The sequence below is a fragment of the Frateuria terrea genome, assembly GCF_900115705.1.
GTDB classification, from domain to species: domain Bacteria; phylum Pseudomonadota; class Gammaproteobacteria; order Xanthomonadales; family Rhodanobacteraceae; genus Frateuria_A; species Frateuria_A terrea.
Map to the genome: position 1 here is coordinate 38,730 of NZ_FOXL01000011.1, position 26,314 is coordinate 65,043.

General features: G+C 68.0%; 17 protein-coding genes. 9 read left to right on the plus strand and 8 right to left on the minus strand.

Annotated features, from left to right (window positions below; genetic code table 11):
- Positions 1 to 268 precede the first annotated feature (268 nt).
- On the plus strand, positions 269 to 1,042 hold the full coding sequence (locus tag BMZ38_RS16560) for an SH3 domain-containing protein (RefSeq protein ID WP_175483817.1): 774 nt from the start codon (positions 269 to 271) through the stop codon (positions 1,040 to 1,042).
- A gap of 76 nt (positions 1,043 to 1,118) precedes the next feature.
- Here BMZ38_RS16560 and BMZ38_RS16565 read toward each other — a convergent pair whose 3' ends face one another.
- From BMZ38_RS16565 to BMZ38_RS16580, 4 genes are all read right to left on the minus strand, one after another.
- Entirely contained in the window at positions 1,119 to 3,167 is a 2,049-nt protein-coding gene (locus BMZ38_RS16565; RefSeq protein WP_245747340.1) for a M13 family metallopeptidase, read from the minus strand.
- Between the two features lie 92 nt (positions 3,168 to 3,259).
- Positions 3,260 to 4,117 (minus strand): methyltransferase, TIGR04325 family, encoded by an 858-nt coding sequence (locus BMZ38_RS16570; RefSeq protein WP_091340353.1) that lies wholly within the window; start codon positions 4,115 to 4,117, stop codon positions 3,260 to 3,262.
- 472 nt (positions 4,118 to 4,589) lie between these two features.
- Complete coding sequence (locus BMZ38_RS16575) at positions 4,590 to 6,464, minus strand: glycoside hydrolase family 2 protein (RefSeq protein ID WP_175483818.1); 1,875 nt, start codon at positions 6,462 to 6,464, stop codon at positions 4,590 to 4,592.
- Positions 6,465 to 6,589: 125 nt separating this feature from the next.
- Entirely contained in the window at positions 6,590 to 8,608 is a 2,019-nt protein-coding gene (locus BMZ38_RS16580) for an acyltransferase family protein (protein ID WP_091340358.1), read from the minus strand.
- Positions 8,609 to 9,118: 510 nt separating this feature from the next.
- Here BMZ38_RS16580 and BMZ38_RS16585 point away from each other — a divergent pair.
- From BMZ38_RS16585 to BMZ38_RS16605, 5 genes are all read left to right on the plus strand, one after another.
- Entirely contained in the window at positions 9,119 to 9,778 is a 660-nt protein-coding gene (locus BMZ38_RS16585; RefSeq protein ID WP_091340361.1) for a DUF3348 domain-containing protein, read from the plus strand.
- An 11-nt stretch (positions 9,779 to 9,789) separates the two neighbouring features.
- Positions 9,790 to 11,886, plus strand: coding sequence for a DUF802 domain-containing protein (locus BMZ38_RS16590; RefSeq protein ID WP_091340479.1), 2,097 nt, complete (start codon positions 9,790 to 9,792; stop codon positions 11,884 to 11,886).
- A complete protein-coding gene (locus BMZ38_RS16595; protein WP_091340364.1) occupies positions 11,883 to 12,548 on the plus strand; it encodes an OmpA family protein in 666 nt (221 codons plus the stop codon). Before BMZ38_RS16590 ends, BMZ38_RS16595 begins: the two co-directional genes overlap by 4 nt.
- Entirely contained in the window at positions 12,538 to 13,065 is a 528-nt protein-coding gene (locus BMZ38_RS16600) for a DUF2894 domain-containing protein (RefSeq protein WP_091340367.1), read from the plus strand. The genes BMZ38_RS16595 and BMZ38_RS16600 overlap by 11 nt, the downstream gene beginning before the upstream one ends.
- A 161-nt stretch (positions 13,066 to 13,226) precedes the next feature.
- Positions 13,227 to 13,583 carry a VOC family protein gene (locus BMZ38_RS16605; RefSeq protein WP_091340370.1) on the plus strand — a complete coding sequence of 119 codons (357 nt, stop codon included), beginning with the start codon at positions 13,227 to 13,229 and terminating at the stop codon, positions 13,581 to 13,583.
- Between the two features lie 23 nt (positions 13,584 to 13,606).
- Here BMZ38_RS16605 and pdxR read toward each other — a convergent pair whose 3' ends face one another.
- Positions 13,607 to 15,043, minus strand: a complete 1,437-nt coding sequence (gene pdxR, locus BMZ38_RS16610) for a MocR-like pyridoxine biosynthesis transcription factor PdxR (RefSeq protein ID WP_245747341.1) — start codon at positions 15,041 to 15,043, stop codon at positions 13,607 to 13,609.
- Between the two features lie 314 nt (positions 15,044 to 15,357).
- Here pdxR and BMZ38_RS16615 point away from each other — a divergent pair, with 314 nt between their 5' ends.
- The 3 genes from BMZ38_RS16615 to BMZ38_RS16625 all read left to right on the plus strand — a co-directional run bounded on the left by BMZ38_RS16615 (position 15,358) and on the right by BMZ38_RS16625 (position 20,000).
- Positions 15,358 to 17,001 carry an alpha/beta fold hydrolase gene (locus BMZ38_RS16615; protein WP_091340373.1) on the plus strand — a complete coding sequence of 548 codons (1,644 nt, stop codon included), beginning with the start codon at positions 15,358 to 15,360 and terminating at the stop codon, positions 16,999 to 17,001.
- A gap of 435 nt (positions 17,002 to 17,436) precedes the next feature.
- The gene (locus BMZ38_RS16620) at positions 17,437 to 17,985 is read left to right on the plus strand and encodes a heme NO-binding domain-containing protein (protein ID WP_091340376.1); all 549 of its coding nucleotides are present in this window, start codon (positions 17,437 to 17,439) and stop codon (positions 17,983 to 17,985) included.
- Positions 17,985 to 20,000 (plus strand): putative bifunctional diguanylate cyclase/phosphodiesterase, encoded by a 2,016-nt coding sequence (locus tag BMZ38_RS16625; protein ID WP_091340377.1) that lies wholly within the window; start codon positions 17,985 to 17,987, stop codon positions 19,998 to 20,000. The genes BMZ38_RS16620 and BMZ38_RS16625 overlap by 1 nt, the downstream gene beginning before the upstream one ends.
- Before the next feature lie 166 nt (positions 20,001 to 20,166).
- Here BMZ38_RS16625 and BMZ38_RS16630 read toward each other — a convergent pair whose 3' ends face one another.
- The 3 genes from BMZ38_RS16630 to BMZ38_RS16640 form a co-directional block, all read right to left on the minus strand.
- Positions 20,167 to 21,771 (minus strand): tetratricopeptide repeat-containing sulfotransferase family protein, encoded by a 1,605-nt coding sequence (locus tag BMZ38_RS16630; RefSeq protein ID WP_091340380.1) that lies wholly within the window; start codon positions 21,769 to 21,771, stop codon positions 20,167 to 20,169.
- Between the two features lie 287 nt (positions 21,772 to 22,058).
- Positions 22,059 to 24,239, minus strand: a complete 2,181-nt coding sequence (locus BMZ38_RS16635) for an alpha-galactosidase (protein ID WP_245747342.1) — start codon at positions 24,237 to 24,239, stop codon at positions 22,059 to 22,061.
- 115 nt (positions 24,240 to 24,354) lie between these two features.
- Positions 24,355 to 26,157, minus strand: a complete 1,803-nt coding sequence (locus BMZ38_RS16640; RefSeq protein ID WP_091340383.1) for an amidohydrolase — start codon at positions 26,155 to 26,157, stop codon at positions 24,355 to 24,357.
- Between the last annotated feature and the right edge of the window lie 157 nt (positions 26,158 to 26,314).

A 26,314-nucleotide genomic window follows, 5' to 3' on the forward strand; every position in this document is an offset into this window, starting at 1 on the left:
TCACTGGCGCAGGCATGCCGGCTGCGCCTGCGATGCCCGGCTGTGCGGTACCGGTGCCTGCCCTCGCCATCCCGCTTGTGGCGCCAGTGATGTGCGACGGGCACCCGCGTGCCTGGTTGACCCCGCCTTCGGGTTTTCGTCACCCCTGCCCCACCACGCTGGATGGTGCATAAACCCCTGCGGCACACGCGCTTGCGCCGCCCTCTCACCGGGAACAGGCTGGCCTGGCCGAGCCAGGGGCGGCCAACTTGCCACAGGAGAACAAACCATGAAGCGATCAGCCTGGTATGGCGCACTCGCTCTTCTGGCGGGCATCTCAGCGCAGGCCCTGGCCGCGGACGGCTACGTCACCGGCGACGTCACGCTGCGCGCCGGGCCGGACATCGACTATCCGGCGGTCGACATCATTCCGGCGGGCGCACCCATCGGCATCGAGGGTTGCACGGATGGCTGGGAATGGTGCGACGTGGTGTTCAACGACGAGCGCGGCTGGGTGGCCGGCAATTTCATCCAGGACGAGTACGACGACCAGCCGGTGCTCGTCCCTGCCTATGGCGAGCGCCTGGGCATCCCGATCGTGTCGTTCTCGATCGTCACCTACTGGGATCGCCACTACGTCAGCCGGCCGTTCTACCGCGAACGCGAGCGCTGGTATCACCGCCCGCCACTGCATCACGCGCCACCGCCGCCATCCCACCGCCCCTGGGCGCATCCCCAGCGCCACGAGGACGAGCGCGGCGGCCACGACCGCGACGACCGGCATGCCGCGCCTGAGCCTTACCGGCAAGCCAGACCGGCGCCGGGCCACGCGCCGTCCCATGCGCCAGGCGACCGGCGCCTTCGGACCGAACAGCCGATGCCGCGCACACTGGAACCCCACCCGCAGCGACCGCCCGCGACGGCGCCGACCATGACGCCGCGCGGCGCCCCCGCCGGCCACCCGCCCGCCGGCCATGCGCCAACCGACCATAGGGCCGACGCGCATCACGGCGACGGCCATCCGCCGTCAGGGCACGACAGGGACGATCACCAGGGTCATTAGTCCGGAAAGCTTTGGCAGGGAAAGGCGCGCAACTTCCGATTGCGTGCCTTGGTACCCCGACTCGCTACCGCCCGCCTTACCAGATCCGGACGCGATCGCCCGGCGCACGCCACATCGGCTGGCCCTGCTTCACGCCGAACGCCTGATAGAACTCGGGGATGTTCGACATCGGACCGAGTACGCGCCACTTCGCCGGGGCATGCACGTCCGACAGCAGGCGCTGGCGCAACTGCTGCTGGCGCTGCTGGGTCATCCAGCCCAGTGCGTAGCCGAGGAAGTAGCGTTGCGTCGGCGTCAACCCGCCGATCTTGACGCCCTTCCTGTATTGCGCGGTCTTCTCGAACGCCTCCAGCCCCAGCAGTACGCCACCGTAGTCGGCGATGTTCTCGCCCAGGCTCGCCTTGCCGTTGATGTGCAGGCCCGGCAGCGGCTCGTAGCCGTCGAACTGCTCGACCATCTTCTGCGCGGCGGTGTTGAAGCAGGCGGCATCCTGCGGCGTCCACCAGCTGGACAGGTTGCCCTGCGCGTCGTACTGGCGACCCTGGTCGTCGAAGCCGTGCGTGATCTCGTGGCCGATCGTGCTGGCGGCGACGTAGCCGTAGGCGACCGCGTCGTCCACCTGGTCGTCGGGCACGCCGGGCACCATGAAGATCGCCGCCGGCAGCACGATCTCGTTGTTCGAGGGGTTGTAGTAGGCGTTGTAGGTCTGCGGGGTCATGTCCCATTCGGTGCGGTCGACCGGCTTGCCGAACTTGGACAGGTTGTCCTGGAACAACCAGCGGTTGGCCGCCATGCCGTTGGCCGCGTACGAGTCTCGCCCGATCACCAGCGCCGAATAGTCCTTCCATTTGTCCGGATAGCCCACCTTGGGCGTGACCGCCGCGAGCTTGGCCAGCGCCTTGGCCCGGGTCGCGGGGCTCATCCAGTCGACCCGGCCGATGCGGTCGTGGAAGGTGCTGCGGATCGCCTCGACCATGGCCGCATAGCGCTGCTTGGAAGCGGCCGGGAAATAGTCCTTGACGAAGATGCGGCCGAGCACCATGCCGAGCGCGTCGTTTTCCTCGTCGATCACGCGCTTCCAGCGCGGCCGCTGTTCCTGCTGGCCGGACATCACGCGCCCGTGGAAGTCGAAGTGTTCCCGGTCGAACGCGGTGGACAGGAAGGGTGCGTAGGTGTCGACCAGGTGGTAGCGCAGGTAGTCCCTGAGCACCGGCAACGGCGTCTGGCGCAGCAGCCGGTCCTCGGCCGCGAAGAACTCCGGCTGGCCGACGATCACGTAGGAGGGATGCAGGCCCCAGGCCGCCAGCCGCGCGTTCCAGTCGATCGACGGCGTGTACTTCGCGGTGAAGACCGCGGGCGCCATCCTGTTGTAGTTCTTCTCCGGATCGCGCAGGTCCTCGAGCTTGCGCGAAGCCTTCGCCAGTGCCGTCTCGAAGGCCATCACCCGGGTGGCCGCCGCCTTGGCCGCGGCCGGGTCGCGCCCGAGCAGCACGAAGGTGCGCGCCATGTGTTCGACGTAGGCGGCGCGGATCTTCGCCACGCCCGCTTCCGGGTTGAAGTAGAAGTCGCGCTCGGGCAGGCCCAGTCCGCCCTGGTGGATCTGCACCGCCATCGTCGCGCTGTCCTTGTCGTCCTGCGCGACGCCGATGCGGAACAGCGCACCGACGCGGATCGGCTTGAGCGCGAAGACGGTGTCGAGCACGCCCGCCGGCGAGGCGATCGCGTCGATGCGTGCCAGCCCGGAGTGCAGCGGCTGCAGCCCCAGACGATCGGCCTTCGCCACGTCCATGGCGGTGACCCAGAAATCGCCGATCTTCTGCTGGTCGCTGCCGGGGGCGGCCTTGCGCTTCGCCGCCGCCTCGCTGATCCCGCGCAGCCGCGCATACAGTTCGTCGTCCACCTCGTTGCCGATGCCCCACGCTGCCTCGGAGGCCGGGATCGGGTGCGCCTTCAGCCAGGCACCGTTGGCGTACTGGAAGAAATCCACGCCGGGGTCGACCGAGGTGTCGATGTGCGAGGCGAGGAAGTCCTTCGGTGGCGTCACATCGGCCGCCATGGCGCCAGTGGAGGCCAGGGCCAGTGCCGCCGACAGCAGCGTGGCGCGGAGGAAAGCTAGACGGGTCATAAAAGGCGCCATGGAAAGGTGGCGTGACTTTGCACGCAGCCAAGCCGTTTGTGTAGCCCGCCGATGGTCATGGACAGGCCGGGCTCCGGCCGTCACCCCGGGAATCCCGCCTTATCGTTCGCAGTTGCGCTCTCGTGAAAAGTCCCGGAATCCCGTCGCAGGTAGAAGCCGCTGTAGCCTTCGACGTCGTGGTCGTGGGCGAACGGGATGCGGCATTCGCGTTCCTCGCTGCACCATGCATCGACCGCGCGGTACCCCAGGTCAGCCATGGATTGCAGGAAAACCGGCCGGGCATGGATGTGATAAGGCACGCAGGCGAAACCCATGTTCTGCAGCGTATGGAAATCGAGCGACGGGTGCATCGGGGCAAGGCTGACGATCAGATGGGGCGGCGGCGCCCGCAGGGTGGCCAGCCATGCGGCGAACCCGAAATCGAAATACTGCAGCGCGCCAAGCACCAGCAACAGGTCCTGGCCATCGGCTTCGCCCTTGTCGTCCACGAACGCGAGGCGCCCGAATGCATCGTGCGTGGCGGCCCAGGCCCGTCCGGCAGCCATCGTCGTGGGCAGGTCGCTCACGCTCCAGCGCAGGTCGCCAGGGAATGGCCCAAAGCGCTGGAAGGCGTAGTACGCCACGCCGATGTGGCCACCAAGGTCGAAGATCCGGCGCTGTCCCCCATCCAGGAGCCGGAGCACCCAGTACAGCACCGGATAGTCGCTCGTCGTGAGCCGCCAGGTACGCTCGCGGTATTGCGCCGCCGCGTCTTCGTTGTCATAGCTGTGACGCAGGCAGGCCGGAACGGCACGCAGCGCTTCGGCATGGCTGGCGTACACGCCGCGGTAGTGGTTGCCCCTTTGCTGGCGTTCGAAGAAGCGATCGTAGAGATGCCGGGCCAGGGGAGCAAAGGTCGGCAGCTTGAGCGTCTCCAGCGCGATGCCACGCAGACTCATGGTGTCTCCTCGCTTGGACGGGCGCGGTTGCTTTCCCAAGCGCCGGATTGCCGCGCTTGGCCCGTGCACGGCCCGTCAAAGGCGCCGTATGGCGGAGCCCGTTTTGGTGGCGCGAGGACGGATGCCGAAAGAAGGAGAGGACGACCGGGACCCACGATGCACGCATGGTGCCGAAGCGCGGCTGCTCTCGCGGCGCCGCGCTCGCGCTTGCCGCGTCGGGCAGCGTTCCGGATGCCGCACCACGAATCCTCGGCGGGTTCACCGGGAGAGCCCTGGTCCATGTCCGTCCCGCGTATTCCGTCGCATGCGGTCCGCGACGAGAGGCGCCATGCGAGCGGCATCGATTCAGGCCGTGCACGCGACGGCCGCAGCGAAGCGCCCGTCGCGGCCATGTGCCGATGCGGGCGTGGCAGGACATCGCGACGAACAGAAAACGACGGCGTCACGCTGACGCTCGCCGTTCCCGTCCGAGCTACCTGGAACCGGCCTCGATCACCGCCCGGTTGATCGCGCGCACGCGCTGCTCGTCCGCCTTCTCGATCTTGCGATCGTAGGTGAACAGGCCGTTGTGCTCGCCCTCGACGTCGGTGATCTGCGTATAGACGCTGCCGGACAGCCCGCGTGGCACACCCTTGTCGCGCAACACCGCGGTGTTGGCGACATAGCCTTCGGTGAGCGCGACACGATCCTTCACCGCGCCGTAGGGATTGATCGGCGTGCCCGGCCACACATGCCCGGGAATGCCAAGGGTCAGGCCGCCGTGCTCGCCGTCGATCGCGGCGCGGGTGGCGTCTGGCTCCGGCGTGCCCGGACCCTGATAGTCGTGCACGTCGATGACGTCGCCGCCACCCGGATCGCCCTTGGTGTCGCAGCAGTTGTAGCCGCTGCGTTCGTCGACCAGGCGCGAGGGATCGAGTCGCTTGACCTGCGCGGCGACGTCGCGCGCGGCCTGCAGGCTCCACTGGCCCCAGCCTTCGTTGAAGGGGATCCAGCCGATGATCGAGGGCACGCCGCGCAGTTGTTCGACCATCGCCGCCACCTCGGCGCGGAAATTGGCGCGGGCCGCTTCGCTCAGCTTGTCGTTGTGGCCGTTGGGCAGTGCCGGCGCATCCTGCCAGACCATCAGGCCGAGGCGATCGGTCCAGTAGTACCAGCGCGCCGGCTCGACCTTGATGTGCTTGCGGATGGTGTTGAAGCCCAGGTCCTTCGTCTTCTGGATGTCGAACTTCAGCGCCGCATCGGTGGGCGCGGTGTAGATGCCATCGGGCCAGTAGCCCTGGTCCAGCGTCGCCAACAGGAAGGTGGGCTTGCCGTTGAGCACGATGCGGTTGCGGCCCCCGACCTTCTTCACCGCGATGGTGCGCAGCCCCGCGTAGCTCTCCACGCGGTCGACGGTGTCGCCCCGGCGCAGTTCCGCGCGCACGGTGTACAGGAACGGATCGTCCGGGCTCCACGTGCGCGGGTGTGCAATGGCGAGATTCAGCGGTTTGTCCGCCGGCCCGCTCGCATGGCCGACCGCCTTGCCGTCGGCGTAGGCGGTGACGGTCAGCGTCGCACCCCGTGCATCGCCGTCGGTGCGCGGCTCGACCGTGAAGCCGTCCAGCGTCGCCTTCGGCACCAGGGTCAGCGCGGCCAGGCTCGTGGCCGGCACCGGCTCCAGCCATACCGTCTGCCAGATGCCGGATGCGGCGGTGTAGAAGATGCTCTCGGGCTTCAGGCGCTGCTTGCCGACCGGCACGTCGGCGCCGTCCACCGGCGCGTGCACGGCCACGACGATCTCCTGCGGCCCATTCTTGCGCAGCGCCCGGGTGATGTCCGCGCCGAATGCCGTGTAGCCACCGGTGTGGTGCGCAACCCTGGTGCCGTTGACGTAGACCGTCGCTTCGTAGTCCACCGCGCCGAAGTTCAATCGCACGTGGCCGCCGTGAGCGGTGTAGCCGGCCGGGATCTCGACCTGCCTGCGGTAGAGCATGTCGTCGGCGTGCTTCTGCACCCCGGACAGCACCGATTCGGTGGGGAACGGCACCAGGATGCGCCCGGCCAGAGCCTTGCCGAAGACCGGCTTCGCCTCGCCGCCGGTCGCCTGGTACTGCCACAGGCCGTTGAGGTTCATCCAGCGCGGATGCGCCAACGAGGGACGCGCAAGCTGCGGACGCGGGTATTCCGGCAGCGCGTTGTCCGGTGACACCTGCGCCGTCCAGGATGTCGCCAGCGGCGCACGCAGGCCGCTCCAGGTGGTTGCCCCGTCCGGTGATGCCGCCACGGCCGGCATCGCAGCGGCCGCCATGATGGCCGCCAGCGCGACCCATGCCATGGCGCGCGTGCGCGCCCGTGCACTATCCGTCATCGATGACTCCCTCTGCCTGGCCATGCGCCGTTGCCCGGCGCACTCCCGAGGGTGTCCGATTGTCATACAAAAATCCAGCACTGCCGCCACGGTCGTGAACGCCCGCGGAAGGTCGCCTGGCTTGGCTACCGCCTCGATGCGGTCAGGCCGGAGGCGTCGCCAGGCGGCCTGCTGTGCGATGCAAGGGATCGCAGCAAGGGCGCGAATGCCGTGGCGGCGCGCGACGAACCGAGCGGGCTCAAATGCTGTCGATCGCGGTAGTAGGTATGGCCATCCATCGCGATAAGGCAGCCGGACCGGTCGCAGAAGGAAGCGCGTGGATCCACCAGCGACGCACCGGTCTGCCGCGCCACCCTTGCGAGCAAGGCAAGGACGGGGGCGTCCGAAACCGTGTCGGCCGAACCGATGCGACCGCAGTCGCCGGCGCCGGCCGTTCCCGGCCAAAGGTTGCGCCATCGGCTCGCGCAGGAGGCCATGCGTGAACGCGGCTCGATCCGCAGGAAGGGGACGTCGCGCGCGATCATGACCTGTTTGCCCGCGCCTTCGAGCGTGCGCACCGCCCTGGCCAGGCCTTGCGCAAACAGTTCGTCGGGCGTGCCTGATGAGCCGTCCATCGCGACGTAATGGATCGGTTGCATGGACCCCGCGCGCCAGGCACCGGCGATGATCACGCCGCGCACGCGCGGATCGTTCAACAGCAGAACCATCACGCGCCGGTTGAACGTGGCACAGTCGTGCAACAGCTCCGGATGCATGGTCTCCCGGGGCGCGACGCCGACCAGGAACTGGCACGAGGCCTTGGCCAGCACGACCAGCCCCATCCCTTCCCGTGCCGCCACCGCGCGCATCCCCGCGGCGAACGCCGCGGCGTGGCTGTCGCCGACCAATGCGATCAGCCTTGGGCCGACGGGGTAGCAGCGCGCGGAGGTATCCGGCTCGGCGCCATGGTGCAGAACCAGGCAGGGATTGCGGTGGTAGTTGAATTGCCGTGCCTCGGCCACGAACTGCCGTGGCCAGCGCTGTGGGAAACCCTGCGCCACCACGGCCGATCCGACCAGCAACATCGACACTGCCAGCGCCGCCGCATAACGCGGCAGCGATACGCGCGCCGGGGTGCGCGCGTGCCGGAAGGGCGTTTCCACGAAGCGGTAGCTGGCGGCTGCCAACACGCCCGACAGCGCCAGCAACGCCAGGCGCACCGGCAGCGATGGCTGCTCCTGGCCGACCATCAGACGCGCGATGCTGATCAGCGGCCAGTGCCAAAGATAGAGCGAATAGGACACCAGGCCGACCGCCCGCATCGGCGGCAGCGCCAGCAGGCGCCGGTTCAACGCCGAAGCCGGCGTACTCAACAGCAATGCACACCCAAGCACCGGCGGTAGCGCCGTCCATCCGGGAAACGGTGTCTGCCTGTCATAGGCCATGACGGGCACGAGGATCAGCACCAGGCCAGCCAGCGCCAATGCCTCGCCTGCCCAGCCGCGAATGCACCGGCCTATTCCATGGATTTCCAGCACCCCGACCAGCACGCCGGCAGCCAGTTCCCACGCCCGCGTCGGCAGCAGATAGAACGCCGCGCCCGGGTCGAGCCGGACGGCCCAAACCGCCAGTGCCAGCGAAACGGCGATCAGGCTGCACAGCACGATCAGACGCCCGCGCAGCGCCAGGCGCGGCAGCAGCAACATCACTACCGGCGCAACCAGATAGAACTGCTCTTCGACGCCGAGCGACCAGGTCATCAACAGCGGATTGAGTTCTGCCGTCGGGTGGAAGTAATTGAACGCGCGCCACAGCTGGACGTTGGAGAGCGACAGCAGCGTAGCCAGCGCCGTCTTTCCGTAGTCGCGCAGGTCCGAGGGCGTGGCGACCAGCAGCATCGCCGCATAGGTCAGCGCCAGCACTGCCAGCAGCGCCGGCAGGATGCGCCGCGCGCGCCGGGTATAGAACGCCAGATAGGTAAACGTACCCCCGGTTGCCTGCCTGTAGAGCAGGCTGCCGATCAGGTACCCGGAAATGACGAAGAAGACGTCCACGCCGACGAAACCGCCGGGGGCCGAGAGACCGTAGTGGTATGCCAGCACGCTCAGAACGGCGACTGCGCGCATGCCGTCGATATCGCGCCGGTAGGCATTCATCGAGGCCATCCCGACATCCTGTCTCCGCCAGCGCGCGGACCCTTGCAGGCACGGCGTTGAAGACGCGTGAAATGACCGGTCGCCCTGCCAACCTTGCGGCAGTCAAGCGTGCGGGCGGCGGGAGGCCGATCGTCGGGGAGATGCGGCCGGAAGGCTGCGCAGCGTGCGAGAGCTACCCCAGCGTACTGGCCGATCCATAGGATGCGCGCGCCGGAGGGAACGAGAAGCGCCGCGCCGACCAGCGCAACGGGGATGTTGATGGCGGTGATTCCCGCGGACCGCCTCACCCGGGAACCGGCCGAATTCGGCGATCGCCGATCGCCGATCGCCGCGAGCATGAGTGCTACAAGGCAGATGGAATACGCGGCGGACGGCAGGTCCGGGCCGGCAGGAGGCAGGTGCTTCCTGAAGCGGCAGCAGTGGAATACCCGAATCCGGCCGACGTCATGCGAACTCATCAGCGGCCAGCGCCTGACCGCGCTCCCAGTCGCGCTAAACTTGCGGTTTTGCTCCGGAAAGATGGCGCAGGCAGCACTCCCCCCGGCCGTTCGCGGCCCCACGTTCATCCGTCTGCTGGCGCGCCTGGCAGAGGCCGACGTGGCCGCCCCCGGGCAGCCGCTGCCTGACCGGCTGGGCCAGTGGCTGGACTGGAAGCAGGCGCTGTCGCTTGCCGACGCGCTGGACGGCAAGGCCACGGCGGCAGAGTCCGCAGCGCCCGCAGCGGATGAGCTGGGCGCCGAATGCGCGCGGGTTCGCGAGGCGCTGGCGACCGCGATCAAGGACGATCCCCTGCTCGATCCCGGTGCGCCGGCCGATAGCGAGCCGGACTACGCCGCCTTCCGCCAGGCCTGCCTCGCCCGCCAGCGGGCCATGCAGGCCCACCTCGGTCGGTTGCGCGGCAAGCTGCGCGACGCGCTCGCCCAGGCTTCGCCCGCCATGGCGCGACTGGCCGGGGTCGACGCGGTGCTCGAAGCGGCCCTGACCCCGCGCGAGCACCTGTTGCTCGCCAAGGTGCCCGAGCTGCTGGGCCGGCGCTTCGAACGCCTGCGCGTGGCCGGGCACGCCTCCTCCGCCTGGCTCGATGGCTTCCGCCGCGACATGCAAAGCGTGTTGCTGGCGGAGCTGGATCTTCGTTTCCAACCGGTCGATGCGCTGCTCGCGGCGCTTCACACCTCCTGATGCGGCTGTCCATGTTCAAACGTCTGCTTCTTCTTTCCGTGTTCGCCCTGGGCCTGGTCGCCATCGGCTGGATCGTCGTCGGCTACGCCGGCTCCAATCCGCTCGGCATGGCCGTCGCCCTGCTTATCGGCGCGTGCTACCTCGCCGGTGCGTTCGAGCTGTTCGGCTACCGGCAGGCCACCGCCACGCTGCGCCAGGCGGTGGACGGGCTCAGCGAACCGCCGGACGGGCTCGGCCGCTGGCTCGAACGCCTGCATCCGGGCCTGCGCCACGCCGTGCGCCTGCGCGTCGAGGGCGAGCGCGCCGCGCTGCCGGCACCGGCGATGACGCCCTACCTGGTCGGCCTGCTGGTGCTGCTGGGCATGCTCGGCACCCTGCTCGGCATGATGGCCACGCTGCGCGGCACTGGCACCGCACTGGGCAGCGCCAGCGACCTGCAGGCGATCCGCGGCTCGCTGGCCGCGCCGGTCAACGGCCTGGCCTTCGCCTTCGGCACCTCCATCGCCGGCGTCGCCAGCTCGGCAATGCTCGGGCTGCTTTCCGCGCTGGTCCGCCGCGAAAGGCTGCAGGCAGTGCACGCGCTGGACGCGGCCATCGCCACCACCCTGCGCGTCCACTCGCAGGCGCACCAGCGCGAGGAGTCCTTTCGCCTGCTGCAACAGCAGGCCGCGGCGATGCCCGCCCTGGTCGACCGGCTGCAGGCGATGGGCGCGGCGCTGGAGCAGCAAAGCGCCGCCGCCCACGAACGCCAGTTGGCCGACCGGGAGGCCTTCCACCGCCACACCGAAGAGGCGTACATGCGCCTCGCCCACTCGATCGAGCAGTCGCTTCAGGCCAGCGTGGCCGACAGCGCGCGCACTGCCGCCAGCGTGCTGCAGCCAGTGGTCGAAACCACCCTGGCCAGCCTCGCCCGTGAAAGCAGCGCCATCCAGGCCAGCGTGGGCGAAGCCGTGCAGCGGCAGCTCGACGGCCTTTCTGCCGGTTTCGACACCACCGCACGCACCGTCACCGGTATCTGGAGCGACGCGCTCGCCCAGCACCGGCAGGCCAACGAAGCCCACGCGCAGGCGCTGGGCGGCGTCCTGGCCCGCTTCGCCGACACCTTCGAGCAGCGCTCGTCCGCGCTGCTCGACGGCGTCGCGACGCGCCTGGACGCGAGCGCCGCTCGTGCCGCCGATGCCTGGCAAAGCGCACTGTCGAAACAGGACGCCACCCACGCCGAACTCGCCGACCGCAACCGCCAGGCGCTGGCCGCTGCCAGCGCGACCTTCGAATCGCACGCGGCCGCGCTGGTCAAGGCGGTCGACCGCTCGCACGCGGAACTGCAGTCGGCGCTCGAGGCACGCGACGAGGAACGCCTGGCCGCCTGGGCGCAGAAGCTCGACGCCATGACCACCGAACTGGGTACGCAGTGGAAAGCAGCAGGCGAAGCTACCGCGAATCGCCAGCAGGCCATCTGCGTCACGCTGGAGCAGACCGCTGGCGCCATCGCGACGCGAACCGAAGCCGCCGCCGGCCAGACCCTCGCCGAGATCGCCCGGTTGGTAGAGGCCGCGTCCGAAGCGCCGCGCGTGGCCGCCGAGGTCGTCGGCGAACTGCGCCAGAAGCTGTCCGACAGCATGGTGCGCGACACCGCCATGCTGGAGGAGCGCAGCCGCCTGCTGGGCACGCTGGAGACCCTGCTCGACGCCGTCAACCATGCCTCGACCGAGCAACGCAGCGCGGTCGACGCCCTGGTCAGTACCTCGGCCGAACTGCTTGACCGCGTCGGCAGCCGCTTTGCCGCGCAGATCGAAACCGAGACCGGCAGGCTCGACACCGCCGCAGCGCAGGTCACTGCCAGTGCCATCGAAGTCGCCAGCCTGGGCGAAGCCTTCGGCGCCGGCGTCGCGCAGTTCGGCCAGGCCAACGATGCGCTGATGGAACGCCTGCAGCAGATCGCCGGCGCGCTCGATGCCTCGCTCTCGCGCAGCGACGAGCAGCTTGCCTACTACGTGGCGCAGGCGAAGGAAGTGGTCGAGCTCAGCGTGCTCTCGCAGCAGCAGATCATCGCCGACATGCAGCAACTCGCCGGCCGCGGCAAGCCGTCGAAGGCAACCAAGGCATGAGCGGCGAGGTCGAGTTCGAGGGCGAGTCGACCGCGCCGATCTGGGCCTTCGGCGACCTGATGTCGGTGCTGCTCGGCGTATTCGTGCTGATCCTGGTCGGCGTCATCGGTGTGCAGCTGCAGCTTTCGCACAAGCTGGAAGTGGCCCAGCAGCAGCGCCTGGCCGAGCAGCAACGCCGCGCCACGCTGGAACAGGCGCTCGCCACGCCGCTGGCGCAGGGCCGCGTGACCCTGGTCAATGGCCGCATCGGCATCCGCGGCAACCTGCTGTTCGCGCTCAATTCGGACCAGTTGCAGCCCGAGGGCCGCCAGCTCATCCGCAGCCTCGCCGCGCCGCTGGCGCAGTACCTGCAGTCGCGCGACGAGCTGCTGATGGTCAGCGGCTTCACCGACGACCAGCCCGTGCACGGCGACCATCGCCAGTTCGCCGACAACTGGGAACTGTCCGCCCAGCGCGCCCTTACCGTCACCCGCGCGCTGATCGCCGACGGCGTACCCGCCGACGCCGTCTTCGCCGCCGCCTTCGGCGCGCAGCAGCCGGTCAGCGCCAACGCCGACGAAGCCGGGCGCGCGAAGAACCGCCGTGTGGAGATCGCGCCGATCCCGCGTTCCTCCGCCGCCGACGCCACGCCGCAAGACACCGCCTCCGGCCATGCGCGCTAACGCCAGCTCGGCCATCCGCGCGCAACTGATCGCAGCCCTGGAACAGCGCGCCGCCAACCTCGAAGGCGAAGCGCGACGCACGCTGGATACCCGACTGGCCGAACTGCGGGCACGCAATGCCGATGCGCAGGACGAAGCCGATGCCACCCGGCCCGAGCCGAACCCGCTGCGCGGCCTGCTCGCCCAACTCGCCCGTGAAATGCCTCCCGGGCGCAGCGCCTACCCGGACGTTGCCGCGCTCGCCGGTTTCCGCCAGCTGTGGTCCACCCTCCGCGCCGACAGCCAGTTGCAGCAATCCATCGCCCACACGACAACCGACGTCGGCCCGCTCAATTCCATCGCCCTGGCCAGCCGCGCGATTGCGCTGATGCAGGACTCGTCGCCGCCATACCTGCGCTCTTTCCTGGCGTATGTCGATGACCTTGCGTGGCTGGAGCAGCTGGGTAGCGCGGGCTCCGTGGCCGCATCCGGCACGACTCCCGGCAGGAAGAAGGCCCGCCGCAAACCGCAGGTGTGAACAACCGCGCCTCGACCGCGTGGCCTGCCCCCAGCAAGCGCAGGATGGGGCGCCGCTCCAGGCCGAGCTGGCCGATCTGCGGCGAGAGTCCCAGCGTTCACCGTAGTGGACTAACCTGGGTCCCGCCGGGCAGCACCCGTCATGAAAGCCGGAGGTCAACCATGCCGCACGGAAAAGTCTGTTACCTGGAAATCCCCGCGAACCGCGTTGAAGACTCAGCCACCTTCTACTCCAGCATCTTCGGCTGGGAAGTCCGGCAGCGCGGGGACGGAAACCTGGCCTTCGACGACGCAGGCAGCGTGAGCGGAACGTGGGTCAAGGAATCCGACCGTGCGCCAGGCGGGCGCACCCGCATATACATCATGGTGGACGACATCGCGCAGTCGCTCCGGCACATCGAGGCGGCAGGCGGCAGGGTGCTGACGCCGCGCACGGAGATCGCGTCCGGCGCGGGTGCCTTTGCGGTGTTCGCCGATCCGGCGGGCAACGAGTTCGGCCTCTACCAGGAGCCGGGCTGAATCAACGGCGCAACGCGGCAGGCTCAAGCATTGGCCACTGCCAGACAGGCTTCTGCAAGCCGGGCACCCGCCCGCTTGAGGCTCGTCTCGGATAAGCCGGCGTAGCTGAGCACCAGGGTGACGTGATCGGGTGGCACCCGGTGGAAGCGCTCGGCCGAACGGATCCGCACGCCGCGCGCCAGCGCCTCGGCCAGCAATGTCCCGGTGGCGCTGAGCGGCAACCGCGGCAGGCGCACGAAGAGAGATCCGCCCGCCACCGAGCCAGTCACCTCCATGGCGTCGCCCAGACGCGCCTGCAGCGTGTCGTGCAGGGCCCGGTGGCGGGGCGCCAGGCGGTGTGCAATACGCCGCAGGTCGCGCAGGTACTGGCCGCTGCTGATGCATGCGGCAAGCACGTGCTGCTGCATCGATATGCTGCCGCGATCGGCCAGCCACTTGACCGCCAGGAACCGCTCGCGCAGCGCGCGCGGCACCAGCATGTAGCCAAGCTGCAGCGCGGGGAACATCGAGCGCGCAAAGCTGCTCACGTGGATCACCCGTCCGTGGCGGTCCAGCGACCACAACGAGGGCAACGCACGTACGCCGAAGCGATGCTCGCAATCGAAATCGTCCTCCACCAGGCATGCGTCGTGGGCATAGGCCCATTGCAGGAGGGCCCGGCGCCGCTCCTCCGGCATGACCACGCCGGTCGGGAACTGGAACGATGGGGCCACGCTGACCAGCCGCACACCGTCCAGTGCCGCTGCATGGCGGTCGATGTCCATGCCGTGCGGACCCACCTGGCAAGGCACGAGGCGCGCCCCCATCGCCTCGTAGGTATGGCGCACGCTCCAGTGGCAGGGTTCTTCCACGCCGGCGCCGTCGCCTTCGTCGAGCAGGACGCGGGCGATGAGGTCGCGGGCCTGCTGGGCGCCGCTGACGATCAGGATGTCGTCCGGATCGACCGCGATCGCACGCTCGACCCCGAGATAGCCTGCCACGGCCTTGCGCAGGTCAAGGGCACCCTGCAGCTCGGGGAAGTCGGGTGCATCGCGACGGCGCAACAGCGCGGTCAGGTTCTGCATCCAAGCCTTGAGGCTGCGCCGGTCGGACTTCACGCGAGGCTGCGCAAGATCGATCACTTCCCCTTCAGCCGCAGGGGGCTCCGCCTCCGGCACCGCTGGCAGCACCGCTCGCCGGGCCAGGCGCGACAGCCGAGGGGCCTCCGGCGCCTCGACCGGTTCCTCCACGAGCGTCGCGCACGCGGACGCACGGGCGGGGCGTGCACTCACGTAGGTGCCGCTGCCCGATTGCGAATCCAGGTACCCCTCGCTTTCCAGCTGGTCATACGCCATCAGTACGACCGTACGGGAGACCCCCAGCGCGACGGCCATCGAGCGGCTTCCGGGCAGGCGCGCGCGCACCTTGAAGCGACCGCCGTCGATATCCCGCCGGATCGACTCGGCGATGCGGGCATACATCGGTTCGTCGTTTTGCCGCCTGTTCGCCATCCCCTGCCCCCCGCGGCGGATCGAAGTGGTTACATCGAAAAAGCCGGCGACCGGTCATTTACCGTCCGGATCGTCCTGAAGAATCATCATGCCACGGCGGATGGGATGCCCATCCCCCGCACCCTGCCACCACGAATGCCCGCTCCGGCAGCCCGGCAACGGGAATCGCCATCGATCATTCCACCCATACCGGCCGACGCTCCGGGCGGCGCCGGTGCGCCGGCTTTCGGGCGGCCCCTGGCGGGACGCGGTGGCATGCACTACTGACCCAAGGAGACACCAGGATGAAGCTCTTTACGTTTTCTGCGCGCAAGCTGGTGGTATTGATCGGTTGCGTGGCGTGCTCGGGGCTGGCCTGCGCCCATGGTGTCGACGACCACAGCGGCGATCCGGCCTACGCGAAGTACTACCAGCAGCCGGTGAACTGGGGCGGCTGTCCGCCATCGCTGTTCACCGACGGCAGCACGATCCAGTGCGCCCTGGTCACGGTGCCGGTCGACTGGGCCGACCCGAGCCAGGGTGACATCACCATCGGCATCTCCAGGCCGCTGCATCCGGCGCCCTACACGCGCCTGTTGCTGGTGAACGCCGGCGGCCCGGACAACTCGAGCGCATCCATGGCCGAAATGCTCGAGCAGTGGCAGCCGCAGGTCCAGATCGATCACCTGGTGGTCGGCGTGGATCTGCGCGGCATCACCGACGGCCTGGGCACTCAGGTGAGCTGCGATTACGCGCAGCGCAGCGGCACGGAAAATTTCATGGACGGCGACAGTCGCAACCCGACGGCCGCAAGCGTGCAGGCGCAGCAGGACTGGTGGAACCGCTCGATCGCCACCTGTCTGCACCAGCATGCGGCATTCCTCAAAGGCATCAACACGCCGAACCATGCGCGCGACCTCAACCTGGTGCGCGCGATCCTGGGCTTCCGCAACGCCGACCTGTTGGGCGTATCGAGCGGCTCCAGCCTGATGGCCTACGCGACCCGCATGTTTCCCGAGCGCTTCGGGCGCGTGGTGCTCGACAGCAACATGAACTGGGTGCACCTGGACTGGCAGCGGCAGGCGTTGCACCGGGCGGCGATGGACCAGCTGAACCTGCAGCAGGCGTTCATCCCGTTCATCGCACGACACAACGACCAGTTCCACATGGGCACGACGCCTGGAGATGTCATGACGACCTTCCAGCGGATCTACCAGGCTACCTCGGAGCACCGCATGGGCAGCGTCACGCCCGACCAGGCGCTGGCCTCGCTCGATGGCACCGGCATGTGGATCTTCTGGGACCTGCTCGTGTCGCCCTCGCTGAGCGCGATGTCCGCGGCACTGGATGGCGATCCGTCGCACATCGCCGCCGCCGAACAGATGGCCGCGGTGACCTTCGACGACCTGCGCACGCGGGCCAGCTTCAACCCCATGGCCGATGCCCTGCAGTGCAACGACTCCGGTTCCACCGACCCGCGCAGCATGGCGCAGAAGATCGCTGACGTGCGCACCTACTGGGCCGTCGGCGCCTCGACCCTGGTGGACAAGTGCCAGCACTGGCCCTGGCGGCCGGCGCTCGACCGCAGGCTGGAGTCGCGCACCCGGGTGCACGCCCTGATGGTGCAGAACGAGTTCGATCCGTCGACGCCCTATTTGCTGGCGCTCAGGGATCGGCGCGAGAACGGCCATGCCGCTCGCATGGTGCTGGTCAACAACGGCGCAACCCACGGCATCATGTTCGACAACGACCCCTGCCCGATCGACGCCGAGTTTGCGTATCTGAACTCCGGCGTCATGCCGGCCCGGGACGTGGTATGCCAGGCCAGGCCGATGCACTCCTTCGCCATGCAGGACACCATCACCTATGAATATGGCCACCCGGCTGCCGGCTGGTGGCTGCCCCCGCCGCCCAACGTCCACCAGGTGACCTGGTTGCTGGTGCCCTGAGCCTCACACCCGGATTCGTCCCACCAGGGAGGCGGTAATCGTTTGCACTTGATCGCCGCCTCCCTCGTAGTTCGGCAGGTTCGATCGCTTCGGGAAGACGCTTTCTGTCTTCAATATGCAGGACCCCGTTCGCAGTCGCGCCGACAACATAGCACCGTGACCTCGACCCACTGGTCCGCCGGCACGCCACACCGGGCCTGCCTGGTGCCGAGACGCTCCATGTCGCCCGGCGTTGTAGACCGACGGGCGAGAACGGGCAGAAACCGACCCGAAACGGCACTTGAAATGTCGCCCGGTCAGCGACGTGCAAGCCCTTCTTTGAAGCGGCCAGCGGCCCGTGCTCGGCGGGCACCCATGCCCACCCGGTGCGGACCTCATGGCATAGGCCTTGCTTCGCATGTTCCCCGTTGTGCCGGTCGTTTACAGGGGAGTTCCATGAAGGGCATCGTCTTCAACCTGCTTGCGCAGGTAGTGCAGCGCGAATACGGCGAGGATGCCTGGGATGCCATGCTGGAATCAGCCTCCGCCAGCGGCGTGTACACCTCGCTGGGCACGTATCCGGACGACGAGGTCGGGCGGCTGGTCCAGGCCGCGGCAAGCATGCTCGGACAGCCGCCGCAAGCGATCCTGCGCTGGTTCGGCCGCAAGGCGATGCCGATCCTCGCCGATCGGTTCCCCGCCTTCTTCGACCCGCACACGCACACCCGCGACTTCGTGCTGACCCTCAACGACATCGTCCACCCCGAAGTGCGCAAGCTGTACCCTGGCGCGCTCTGCCCGGTTTTCGATTTCGATGGGGACGACGACGATGAGGTGGTGCAGATGCGCTACCACTCGCACCGCAAGCTGTGCGCGCTCGCGCACGGATTCGTCGAGGGTGCCGCCGATCATTACGGTGAAACCGCGATCGTGACCGAACCGACCTGCATGCACCGCGGCGACGAGGCCTGCCTGATCGTCATGCAGTTCGCAAAGGCCTCCTGATGTCCGAGGCGGAGGCTCCCGACCCCGAACTGGCGCGGCTGCTCCGCCGCCTGGAGCGCGAGCGCCAGATCCGCATCGAGGCCGAGAACATCGCCGAACAGGGCCTGCGCGACCTCTATGAGCGCCAGCGCGAACTGACCCTGATCGAGGCGCTCATCACCGCCGCGAACGAGGCGGTCGACGTCGACGCGATCATGGAATTCGCGCTGCGCCGCATCTGCAAGTATTCGAACTGCCCGGTGGGCCATGTCTACCTGCGTGCCGAAGGCCCCGGCCGCGACCTCGTATCGACGCGCATCTGGCAGGTGCCGCGCGGGGAAGCGTTCGAGGCGTTCTGCCGCATCGCCGAAGCCACCCGCGTCGCTTCCGGCGTGGGCCTGGCCGGACGCATCCTGGCCACCGGCGAGGCGACCTGGATCGAGGACCTGACGGACGACAACTTCGCACGCGCCGCACTGGCGCGGCAGGCCGGGCTCAAGGCCGCGTTCGGCTTTCCGGTGCTGATCGGCGCGGAAGTGGCGGCGGTGCTGGAATTCTTTTCCAAGCGGCCCGGGGCGCCCGACGCCTCGATGCTGCGCATCATGGCGCAGGTCGGCACGCAACTCGGACGGGTGATCGAACGCAAGCGCGCCCGCGACCACCTCACCCACCATGCCTACCACGATTCGCTGACCGGCCTGCCCAATCGCGCGATGTTCATGGAGCGCCTGAACCAGGCGATCGCGGCCGCGCGCGCGTCGGCCGAGGGTGGGCGCCGCCTCGCCGTCCTGTTCCTGGACCTGGACCGGTTCAAGACGGTCAACGACAGCCTCGGCCATTTGGTGGGCGACGAACTGCTGGTGCTTGTCGCACGACGCCTCGCGGCCTGCCTCCGCGCAGGGGACCAGGCCAGCCGCGAATACCGGTATGGCACCGAGCGCCAGCTCATCGGCCGTTTAGGCGGTGACGAATTCACGATCCTGCTCGACGACGTGCGGCAGACACAGGACGCCATCGAGGTCGCCGAACGCATCATGCACGAGCTCGGGTTGCCGTTCGGGCTGTCCAAACACGAGGTGTACACCGGCGCCAGCGTGGGCATCGCCTTCGGCGACGGCAGCAGCCGGAACGGGCACGACATCGTCCGCCAGGCCGATATCGCGCTGTACCGCGCCAAGTCGCGCGGTCGCGGCCGCTGGGAACTGTTCGACGACGCGATGGGTGCGCAGGTCGCCGAGCAATTGCAGCTGGAGCGCGACCTGCACGGCGCGCTGGAGCGCGGGGAACTGCGCGTCCACTACCAGCCGATCGTCTCGCTGCAGGACAGCCGGATCCAGGGCTTCGAGGCCCTGGTGCGCTGGGAGCATCCGGAAAAAGGCTGGATCATGCCGGGCGACTTCATCCTGCTCGCCGAGGAAACCGGGCAGATCCACGCCATCGGCCAATGGATGCTGCATCAGGCCTGCAGCCAGATCCGGCGCTGGCGGGAGTCGTTCGACCCGCAGGGCGCGCTGTATGTCAGCGTGAACGTCTCCGCCGTCGAATTCGCGCGGCGCGATTTCGTCCAGCGCGTCCTGGAGGCCCTGCACGCGACCGGGCTGCCGCCGCAACGGCTCAAGCTGGAAATCACCGAGAGCGCGGCCATGGCCGATCCGGAACGCACGCAAGGGCAACTGAAGGAACTGCAGGGCCACGGCATCCAGTTCAGCCTGGACGATTTCGGTACCGGATTCTCCTCGCTCAGCCATCTGCTGCAGCTGCCGATCCACACGCTCAAGATCGATCGCTCCTTCGTCAATGAAATCGACGCCGACGGCCGCAAGCGGCATGTGCTGGACACCATCGTCGCGCTGGCGCGCAACCTCGACATCGAGGTGGTGGCCGAGGGTACCGAGACGTCCGGCGAAGTGGACTGCCTGAGCGCCCTCAACTGCCACTATGCCCAGGGCTTCTATTTCTCGCACGCGCTCGACCAGAAAGCGGCCGAAGTCATGCTGTCGAAGCAGTTCGATGCGGGAGCCGAGCGGCCGGAATGAGCCAGCCTGGCGCCGTGCCCAGGTGTGGGCCATTGCCGCGACGGCCGTAAGCCAGTCCGCGCGAGCCTTCCAAACACTCGGATCAAAATCCACTTCACCTGCACTCTGATCCTTGCCTTAGCCCTGTCGCTCGGCACCACTGCCCCAATGGACTTCGACCCCATTCCTAACCTGCAGGCAGTACGCCGGCGGCACGCAGCCGGGCACGCAACGGATCTAGCTTGCTGCCGTATCGCGCACTGCGCGCGGTATCCAGGCGCAACGGTTGCCGCACCTGGGCAGCACTTATCGTAAGTACCGTTCTGGACGACTGATGGAAGTCGAGGCAGACGGGATCGAATGGGACCTCACAAAAGTCCAATAACCGACGAATCTGTGCCTCCGCGTCTGCTTGAAGCAGCTCGTACTCGAAATCGAAGCACTGCTGTGGAAACCGCTGTTTCCAAAGCCCGCTCAGGCGCACATAGCCCGCGTAGTAGTCCACCAGGTCATCAAGGTCATAGCTGTAGTCGACTGAGCTGTTGCCAAAAAGTTGGCGATAACAGGCGAAGCACGTTTCCAGGGGGTCGCGTCGTGAGTTCACCACGCGGGCTCCGGGCAGCATCGCCAGCGCGGCTCCGACGTATGCCCAGTTGCTCGGATTCTTGTCGGTAAACCTCAGGCCCTGTCGGTGCCAGCGTCGGGTGCGTGCCAGATAATCTTTGCCCAGGCGTTGCCAATCCTCTGCGGTGGCTGATGGGACCCACGCGGGAAAGGGCTGCCCACGCCGACGGGATTCTTCCTGGAGGATCTCCGGGAGGGTCTCGATTTCGTCGGCCGCTTCGATCTGCGGATGCGCACCGAGGATCTGTTCGGTAAGCGTGGAACCCGAGCGAGGCAGGCACGCCACGAAGATCACTTCCCTGCCCAACGTGGCATCAAGCGGCGCGGGCATGGCACCGGAGAAGGTGTTTGCGATGGCATCCACGCGGGTGCGCTCTTCTTCGCGGTCCCAGTGCACGTAGCGCCGCTTCAATGCGTTGGCCTCGCGCAGGACATCGAATGCCAGCGCATAGTCAGCCTGGTCCTCCATCGCTTTGGCGAGGGTGAAGCCGAGCAGGATGCGGGAACCATCCGGCAGGTCGGAACCGAGCTGTCTCTGGAGTTCCGCGATGTCCTCCCTGCTGAACCGCTCGGTTTTCAGGTTGGCCAAGCCAAACCAGGTCTCCGAGCTATCGGATTGCTGTTGTTTCAAAGTGTCGCGATACATCGCCACGGCAGCCGGTGTGTCACCCAGGCTGGACAATACGGATGCGAGGGTATTGCGGGCCTTGGCGTAGCCCGGATCGATAGCGACTGCGTGTTTCAGGATGTCGTGAGCCTGCTCGATTCGGGCGGAAAACTGAAGCGCCTTGCCGTAGTTGTACCAGGTCGAGGCCGACCTGGGCGCCAGTTCGCAAGCGCGTTGCAGATGTGCGAGGCCCGCGTCGACGTCGCCTAGCTCGAACAGCGCGCTGCCGAGATTCATGTTGAGCGTGGAATCGTCCGGTCTTACCGCGAGGGCGCGCTGCAGGTGGCTTATCGACTTTTGCCGATCTCCGCTGATGAGAAAGGCGATACCCATCAATCGATGGGCGTCGGCGCATTCCGGAGCCAGCGCCAGGACTCTGGTCAACGACTGTATGGCGAAATCAATCTGGTTGCGGCCGAGTGCCTGGCTTGCCTCTCGGAGCCACTGGGTGGCTGCCGGGGGCAGGTCGGCCGTGTGCGTGGAAGTCGAACTTTCTGTCATTGACTGTCGTTCCCGATGCGGTCTGCTACCGCCGTCCCTGCCTGTTGGGTTTTAAGTTCACTGGCGGGTCGAGATTCTGCTCCGTCAAGCACTCGATGGCGATGCCTGAGTCGGCATTCGCGTCGAGCCACTTGCCCGTCGCCTTGTTACTCGGCACCGCCGCATCGAACTGAAAACCGGCTTGCCACACCTTGTTCGTAGAAAGACGTGAGTCCACAGCGGTGTGGAACGATGGCTTTGCAAGCGGGCCTGGTCATCCGGCATAGATACCCCATCCTTCGTCAACCTCACCGAACGCCCGTGATCACGACCAGTTCGGAGGATTGCGGCGTCGGCAACGTCACTGCCAGGCCGGAGGTCGCCAATGTCTTCCCGTCCTGCACGCGATCGTGCGAGGAATGATCGCGGAACTGCACCCGGTATTGCCGTCCCGCGCGCAGTCCGCGCAGCTTGAACCGGAACGTATGCCGTGCACGGTCCTCGCCACGGAACGCGAAGACCACGCCCTGGTCGTGCACGCCATCGAAATATTCGGTGCCGTCCCAGCCCTTGCCGTCCGGCCGCGGGCCCACGTGATAGAGATCGGCAGTACGTATCAGCGGCCGCAGTGTCGACTGGTAGAACGCGATCTCCCGGGCCGCCGCGGCATGCTGCGCGGGCGTCCAGCCATTGGTGTCGATCATCACGGTGAACCACCCCATCATGCCGCTGCGGAGCATGTAGCGGAAGTTCTCGATCCGCGGCGTGGGCCATGCCTTGACGTAGGTTTCGAGCATGGCCGGCGGCAGCACGTGGCTGGCGTCGTAGAAGGCCTGGCGGTTGGACAGCGGGTCGTAGGAGTCGACGATGGAAAAGTAGTCGCCGTAGGCCGCGCTGCCGAAATCGACCATGCGCCCGCCGTCGTTGCAGACCTCGAGCAGCAGGCCGGGATGCCGACGCTTGAGCGCATGCTGGATGGCGTAGTACGCACGCGTGGCGTGCAGGCTGACGTCGGTCGCGTTGGGGCCGTCGACCCAAGGAAAATCGTCCTCACGGTAGCGCCGGAGGCGGGCGGGATCGGCCGGTGCGTGCGGATGATCGTCGCGGTCGCAGCCCTGGGCCACGACGTAGCCATCGTGTTCGAGCATGTCCAGGTGGTAGTCACGCACGAGGCGATCGGTCTCGCCGGTCGCCCAGGCCTGCGCCGCCGGCACACCCAGGTCGATCGTGATGCCCTTGAACTGCGCCGGCTTCCAGCCGGGCAGCGGATCGGTGATCAGCCAGTCGTGCACCTTCGGATCGGCGACGTTCAGCGCATCCTTCGCAGTGCTGGTGCCCGCCTGGGCCCAGTCCGCCCAGAGCCCGAACTTCAGGCCCCGGCGGTGCGCGTAATCGGATAGCGCGGCGATGCCGTGCGGGAATTTTTCCGCATCCGCATGCCAGTCCCCGACGGCGCGGAACCAGCCGGCATCCAGGTGGAACATCTCGAAACCCAGCCGTGCCGCGTCGTCGATCATGTGGCGCGCCTGCGCCTCGTCGATCGCCATCGCACTGCCCCAGCTGTTGTTGGTCACCAGCGGATAGGCAGGATCGGCCAGAGTCGAAGGATCATTCAGTACCTCGCGCACCCAGCGCCGCAGCGTGTTGCCGGTGTGGTCGAGGTCGCCGTCGCTGGCGCCGACGAAGACGGTCGGGGTGGCGAAGGTTTCGCCGGGAGCGAGGCGGGTGCGAAACGCGCCGGGCTCGGGGTTGAGCCCGACCGTGCCCGCCAGCGTCGCACCCGTGCGCTTCAGGCTCATCGCCACGCGGCCGCTGAACTCCACGCCCACGTACCAGCCGCCGAGGCCGGCGGCGTCGCTGCGAACCAGGAACCAGGGAATGATCTCGCGCGACTCGCCCGCGCGCGGATGCGCGAACGTGCTGGAAGTGCCGCGCCAAAGGTAGTGGCGGGTGATGGCCGCCCGATGCGTTCCCACCGGAGGGGCCACACCTGCGCCCTTGTCGATCCAGGCCTGCTCCAGCGGCCGGTCGGCCGCAACGTTCCAGGCGAACTGCAGGCTCGGCTGCAACGGTATCCAGACCTCACGCCCACTGCGGTTCTCGATGCGGACCGCGTGCTCGATCGGCCCGTGCGAAGAACGCGCGCGCCATTGCCAATACAGGCGCAGTCCAGCGGCGCGATCCTCGTAGACCAGGCTTGCCGCGTCCTTCTGATCGAGGCTGGCTTCGGGATCGAACCGCCAGTGCAGTCCCACCTCCCTGCCCCCGATGCGGGCATGCCCGATCAGGCGCGCGACCGCCGCGCCTTGCCAGGCCAGACCAGCTGTGCGCCCCAGTTGCAAGAGCTCAGGCGCCGTGGCTCCGGCCCGTACCACCACGACGTTGTCGGCGTTGCCGACACGGATCGGCGCCGATCGCGTCCGTGCCGCCAGCGGCCAAACGGCCAGGAGGCCGAGCACGAGGCAGGTCCGTGCAGAACGGGTCATCATGGGCTCGATCCGGTTGATGCCGTCGCGGCCTGCCGGATGATCACACCAGCCGGCAAGCGACGTCACGCCGACCGGCTACCCGGAAGAACCGCGCCCGCCTGCCGCTCCCTCTCGCTCAGTTCACGTGGTCGAACTCGGGCATCGGCGCGAACAGCTGCCCGCTGCGCCACGCGTCCGCGCCCTTGCGCTGGTACACCACCTTGCCGCCCACCACGGTATACAACACCCGCGTACGCAGGATCTGCTCGGTCGGCATGGTGAGCAGGTTGCCGGAGAACACCACCATGTCGGCCAGCTTGCCGGGGCTCAACGAGCCCAGCTGGTGGTCCTCGAACAGCGCGTAGGCGTTGTTCCAGGTGTAGGAGCGCAACGCTTGCTCGCGGGTCTTGGACTGCGCCGGGAAGAAGCGCTGGCCGTGGCCGTTGTCGCGTGTCACTGCGCAGTAGAAGCCGGCGATGGGATTGGTGTCCTCCACCGGGGTGTCGCTGCCGTCCAGCACGATGGCGCCGATCCTGATCAACGACTGCCACACGTAGGCGCCCTCTTCCGCGCGCTGCCGGCCCAGGTGCTGCACCACGTAGGGCGCGTCGGAGCATGCGTGGATGGATTGCATGGAGGCGATCACGCCAAGCCCGGCGAAGCGCGGGATGTCCGAAGGCGCCAGGTGCTGGGCGTGCTCGATGCGCCAACGCAGCTCGTGCGCCGCGGGATACTCGGCGAAGATCCTCTGGTACATGTCCAGCACTTCGCGGTTGGCGCGATCGCCGATGGCGTGGATGGAGACCTGGAAGCCGTCGCGGGCGGCGATGCGCGCGATCTTTTCCAGCGCGTCCATCGAGGTGACGTTCTTGCCGGTCATGCCGGGCGCGTCGTCATACGGCTTGAGGAACCAGGCGCTGTGGGTACCCAGCGCGCCATCGGACACGTCCTCGCCCACGCTGCGCACGGTGAAGTGGTCGCCGGCATAGCCGATGATGCGGTACCTGGCGAGGCTCCTGTCGACGCTGGCGGGATCGACCACGCCGATGTTGACGTACAGGCGCAGCGGGAAGCCCTTGTCCGCCTGCTGCTTCATCCAGTCGACCGTTTTGAAGTCCTCGCCCATGTCGACGAAGCCGGTGATGCCCTTGCTCACCTCGTTCTGCATGGCGAGCTTCAGCGACTGCTCCCTGCGCGCGGCGAGCTGCTGAGGCGGCAGGCTGTCCAGGTGGCGGCTGTAGGCAGCGAACACGGGATCGCCGGCGGTGTCGCGCAGCATGCCGATGGCGTCGCCCTTGGCGTCGCGCACGATCGTGCCGCCGGCCGGATCGGGCGTGTCACGGGTGATGCCGGCGAGCTTCAACGCCAGCGCGTTGGCGTAGATGGCGTGGCCGCTGGTGTGCGAAAGCAGCACGGGGTTGTTTGGCGACACCGCGTCCAGGCTGTCCGGCAGCGGCAGGCCGTCGACGTTGGGCTCGGGCACCTTGTTCCATTTGCTCTGCTGCCAGCCCTGGCCGACGATCCACTGCCCTGGCTTCGCCTTGGCCACCGCGTCCTTGACCATCGCCACGACGGCGTCCCAGTTGGGCGCCTTGCCCACGTTGAGCTGCATCAGCGCGTCGCCGGTGTCCATCAGGTGGCCATGGCCTTCGATGAAACCGGGCGTGGCGAAGGCGCCGTGCAGGTCCAGCACTTTCGTGTGCGGGCCGATGTAGTGGGCGATGTCCTGGTCGCTGCCCAGGGCCGCGATTCGGCCGTCCTTCACCGCCAATGCCTGCACGTGCGGCTGCAGCGGGTCGAGCGTGGCGATGCTGGCGTGCTGCAGCACCAGGTCGGCGGCAGGCAGTGCGGGCGGGAAGCCCTTGACCGGCGCCTCGGCGGCGGCCGCCGTCATCGAAACCAGCAGGAGGGCGGCGAGGCAGGAGCGACGCAAAGGCATGGTGTTCCCCGGTGGGCGCGAACGCTCGCGCCGGGGCAGCGTAGGAAGGTGGCCGGGCGGGGTCAACCGGGCAAAGGCATTCCCCGCTGGCAACCATGAGATGCGGGGGAAGCCGGCAGCCCAGGCGGCAGCGAATGGCCGGCGGCGCGAGGAATTC

Bases quoted from the DNA above. Each gene is read 5' to 3' on its own strand.
- BMZ38_RS16630 (WP_091340380.1), bottom strand. From the start codon at position 21,771: ATGACAGAAAGTTCGACTTCCACGCACACGGCCGACCTGCCCCCGGCA.
- BMZ38_RS16625 (WP_091340377.1), top strand. From the start codon at position 17,985: ATGTCCGAGGCGGAGGCTCCCGACCCCGAACTGGCGCGGCTGCTCCGC.
- BMZ38_RS16590 (WP_091340479.1), top strand. From the start codon at position 9,790: ATGTTCAAACGTCTGCTTCTTCTTTCCGTGTTCGCCCTGGGCCTGGTC.
- BMZ38_RS16575 (WP_175483818.1), bottom strand. From the start codon at position 6,464: ATGACGGATAGTGCACGGGCGCGCACGCGCGCCATGGCATGGGTCGCG.
- BMZ38_RS16570 (WP_091340353.1), bottom strand. From the start codon at position 4,117: ATGAGTCTGCGTGGCATCGCGCTGGAGACGCTCAAGCTGCCGACCTTT.
- BMZ38_RS16605 (WP_091340370.1), top strand. From the start codon at position 13,227: ATGCCGCACGGAAAAGTCTGTTACCTGGAAATCCCCGCGAACCGCGTT.
- pdxR (WP_245747341.1), bottom strand. From the start codon at position 15,043: ATGTATGCCCGCATCGCCGAGTCGATCCGGCGGGATATCGACGGCGGT.
- BMZ38_RS16565 (WP_245747340.1), bottom strand. From the start codon at position 3,167: ATGACCCGTCTAGCTTTCCTCCGCGCCACGCTGCTGTCGGCGGCACTG.
- BMZ38_RS16635 (WP_245747342.1), bottom strand. From the start codon at position 24,239: ATGATGACCCGTTCTGCACGGACCTGCCTCGTGCTCGGCCTCCTGGCC.
- BMZ38_RS16595 (WP_091340364.1), top strand. From the start codon at position 11,883: ATGAGCGGCGAGGTCGAGTTCGAGGGCGAGTCGACCGCGCCGATCTGG.
- BMZ38_RS16580 (WP_091340358.1), bottom strand. From the start codon at position 8,608: ATGGCCTCGATGAATGCCTACCGGCGCGATATCGACGGCATGCGCGCA.
- BMZ38_RS16620 (WP_091340376.1), top strand. From the start codon at position 17,437: ATGAAGGGCATCGTCTTCAACCTGCTTGCGCAGGTAGTGCAGCGCGAA.
- BMZ38_RS16615 (WP_091340373.1), top strand. From the start codon at position 15,358: ATGAAGCTCTTTACGTTTTCTGCGCGCAAGCTGGTGGTATTGATCGGT.
- BMZ38_RS16640 (WP_091340383.1), bottom strand. From the start codon at position 26,157: ATGCCTTTGCGTCGCTCCTGCCTCGCCGCCCTCCTGCTGGTTTCGATG.
- BMZ38_RS16600 (WP_091340367.1), top strand. From the start codon at position 12,538: ATGCGCGCTAACGCCAGCTCGGCCATCCGCGCGCAACTGATCGCAGCC.
- BMZ38_RS16585 (WP_091340361.1), top strand. From the start codon at position 9,119: ATGGCGCAGGCAGCACTCCCCCCGGCCGTTCGCGGCCCCACGTTCATC.
- BMZ38_RS16560 (WP_175483817.1), top strand. From the start codon at position 269: ATGAAGCGATCAGCCTGGTATGGCGCACTCGCTCTTCTGGCGGGCATC.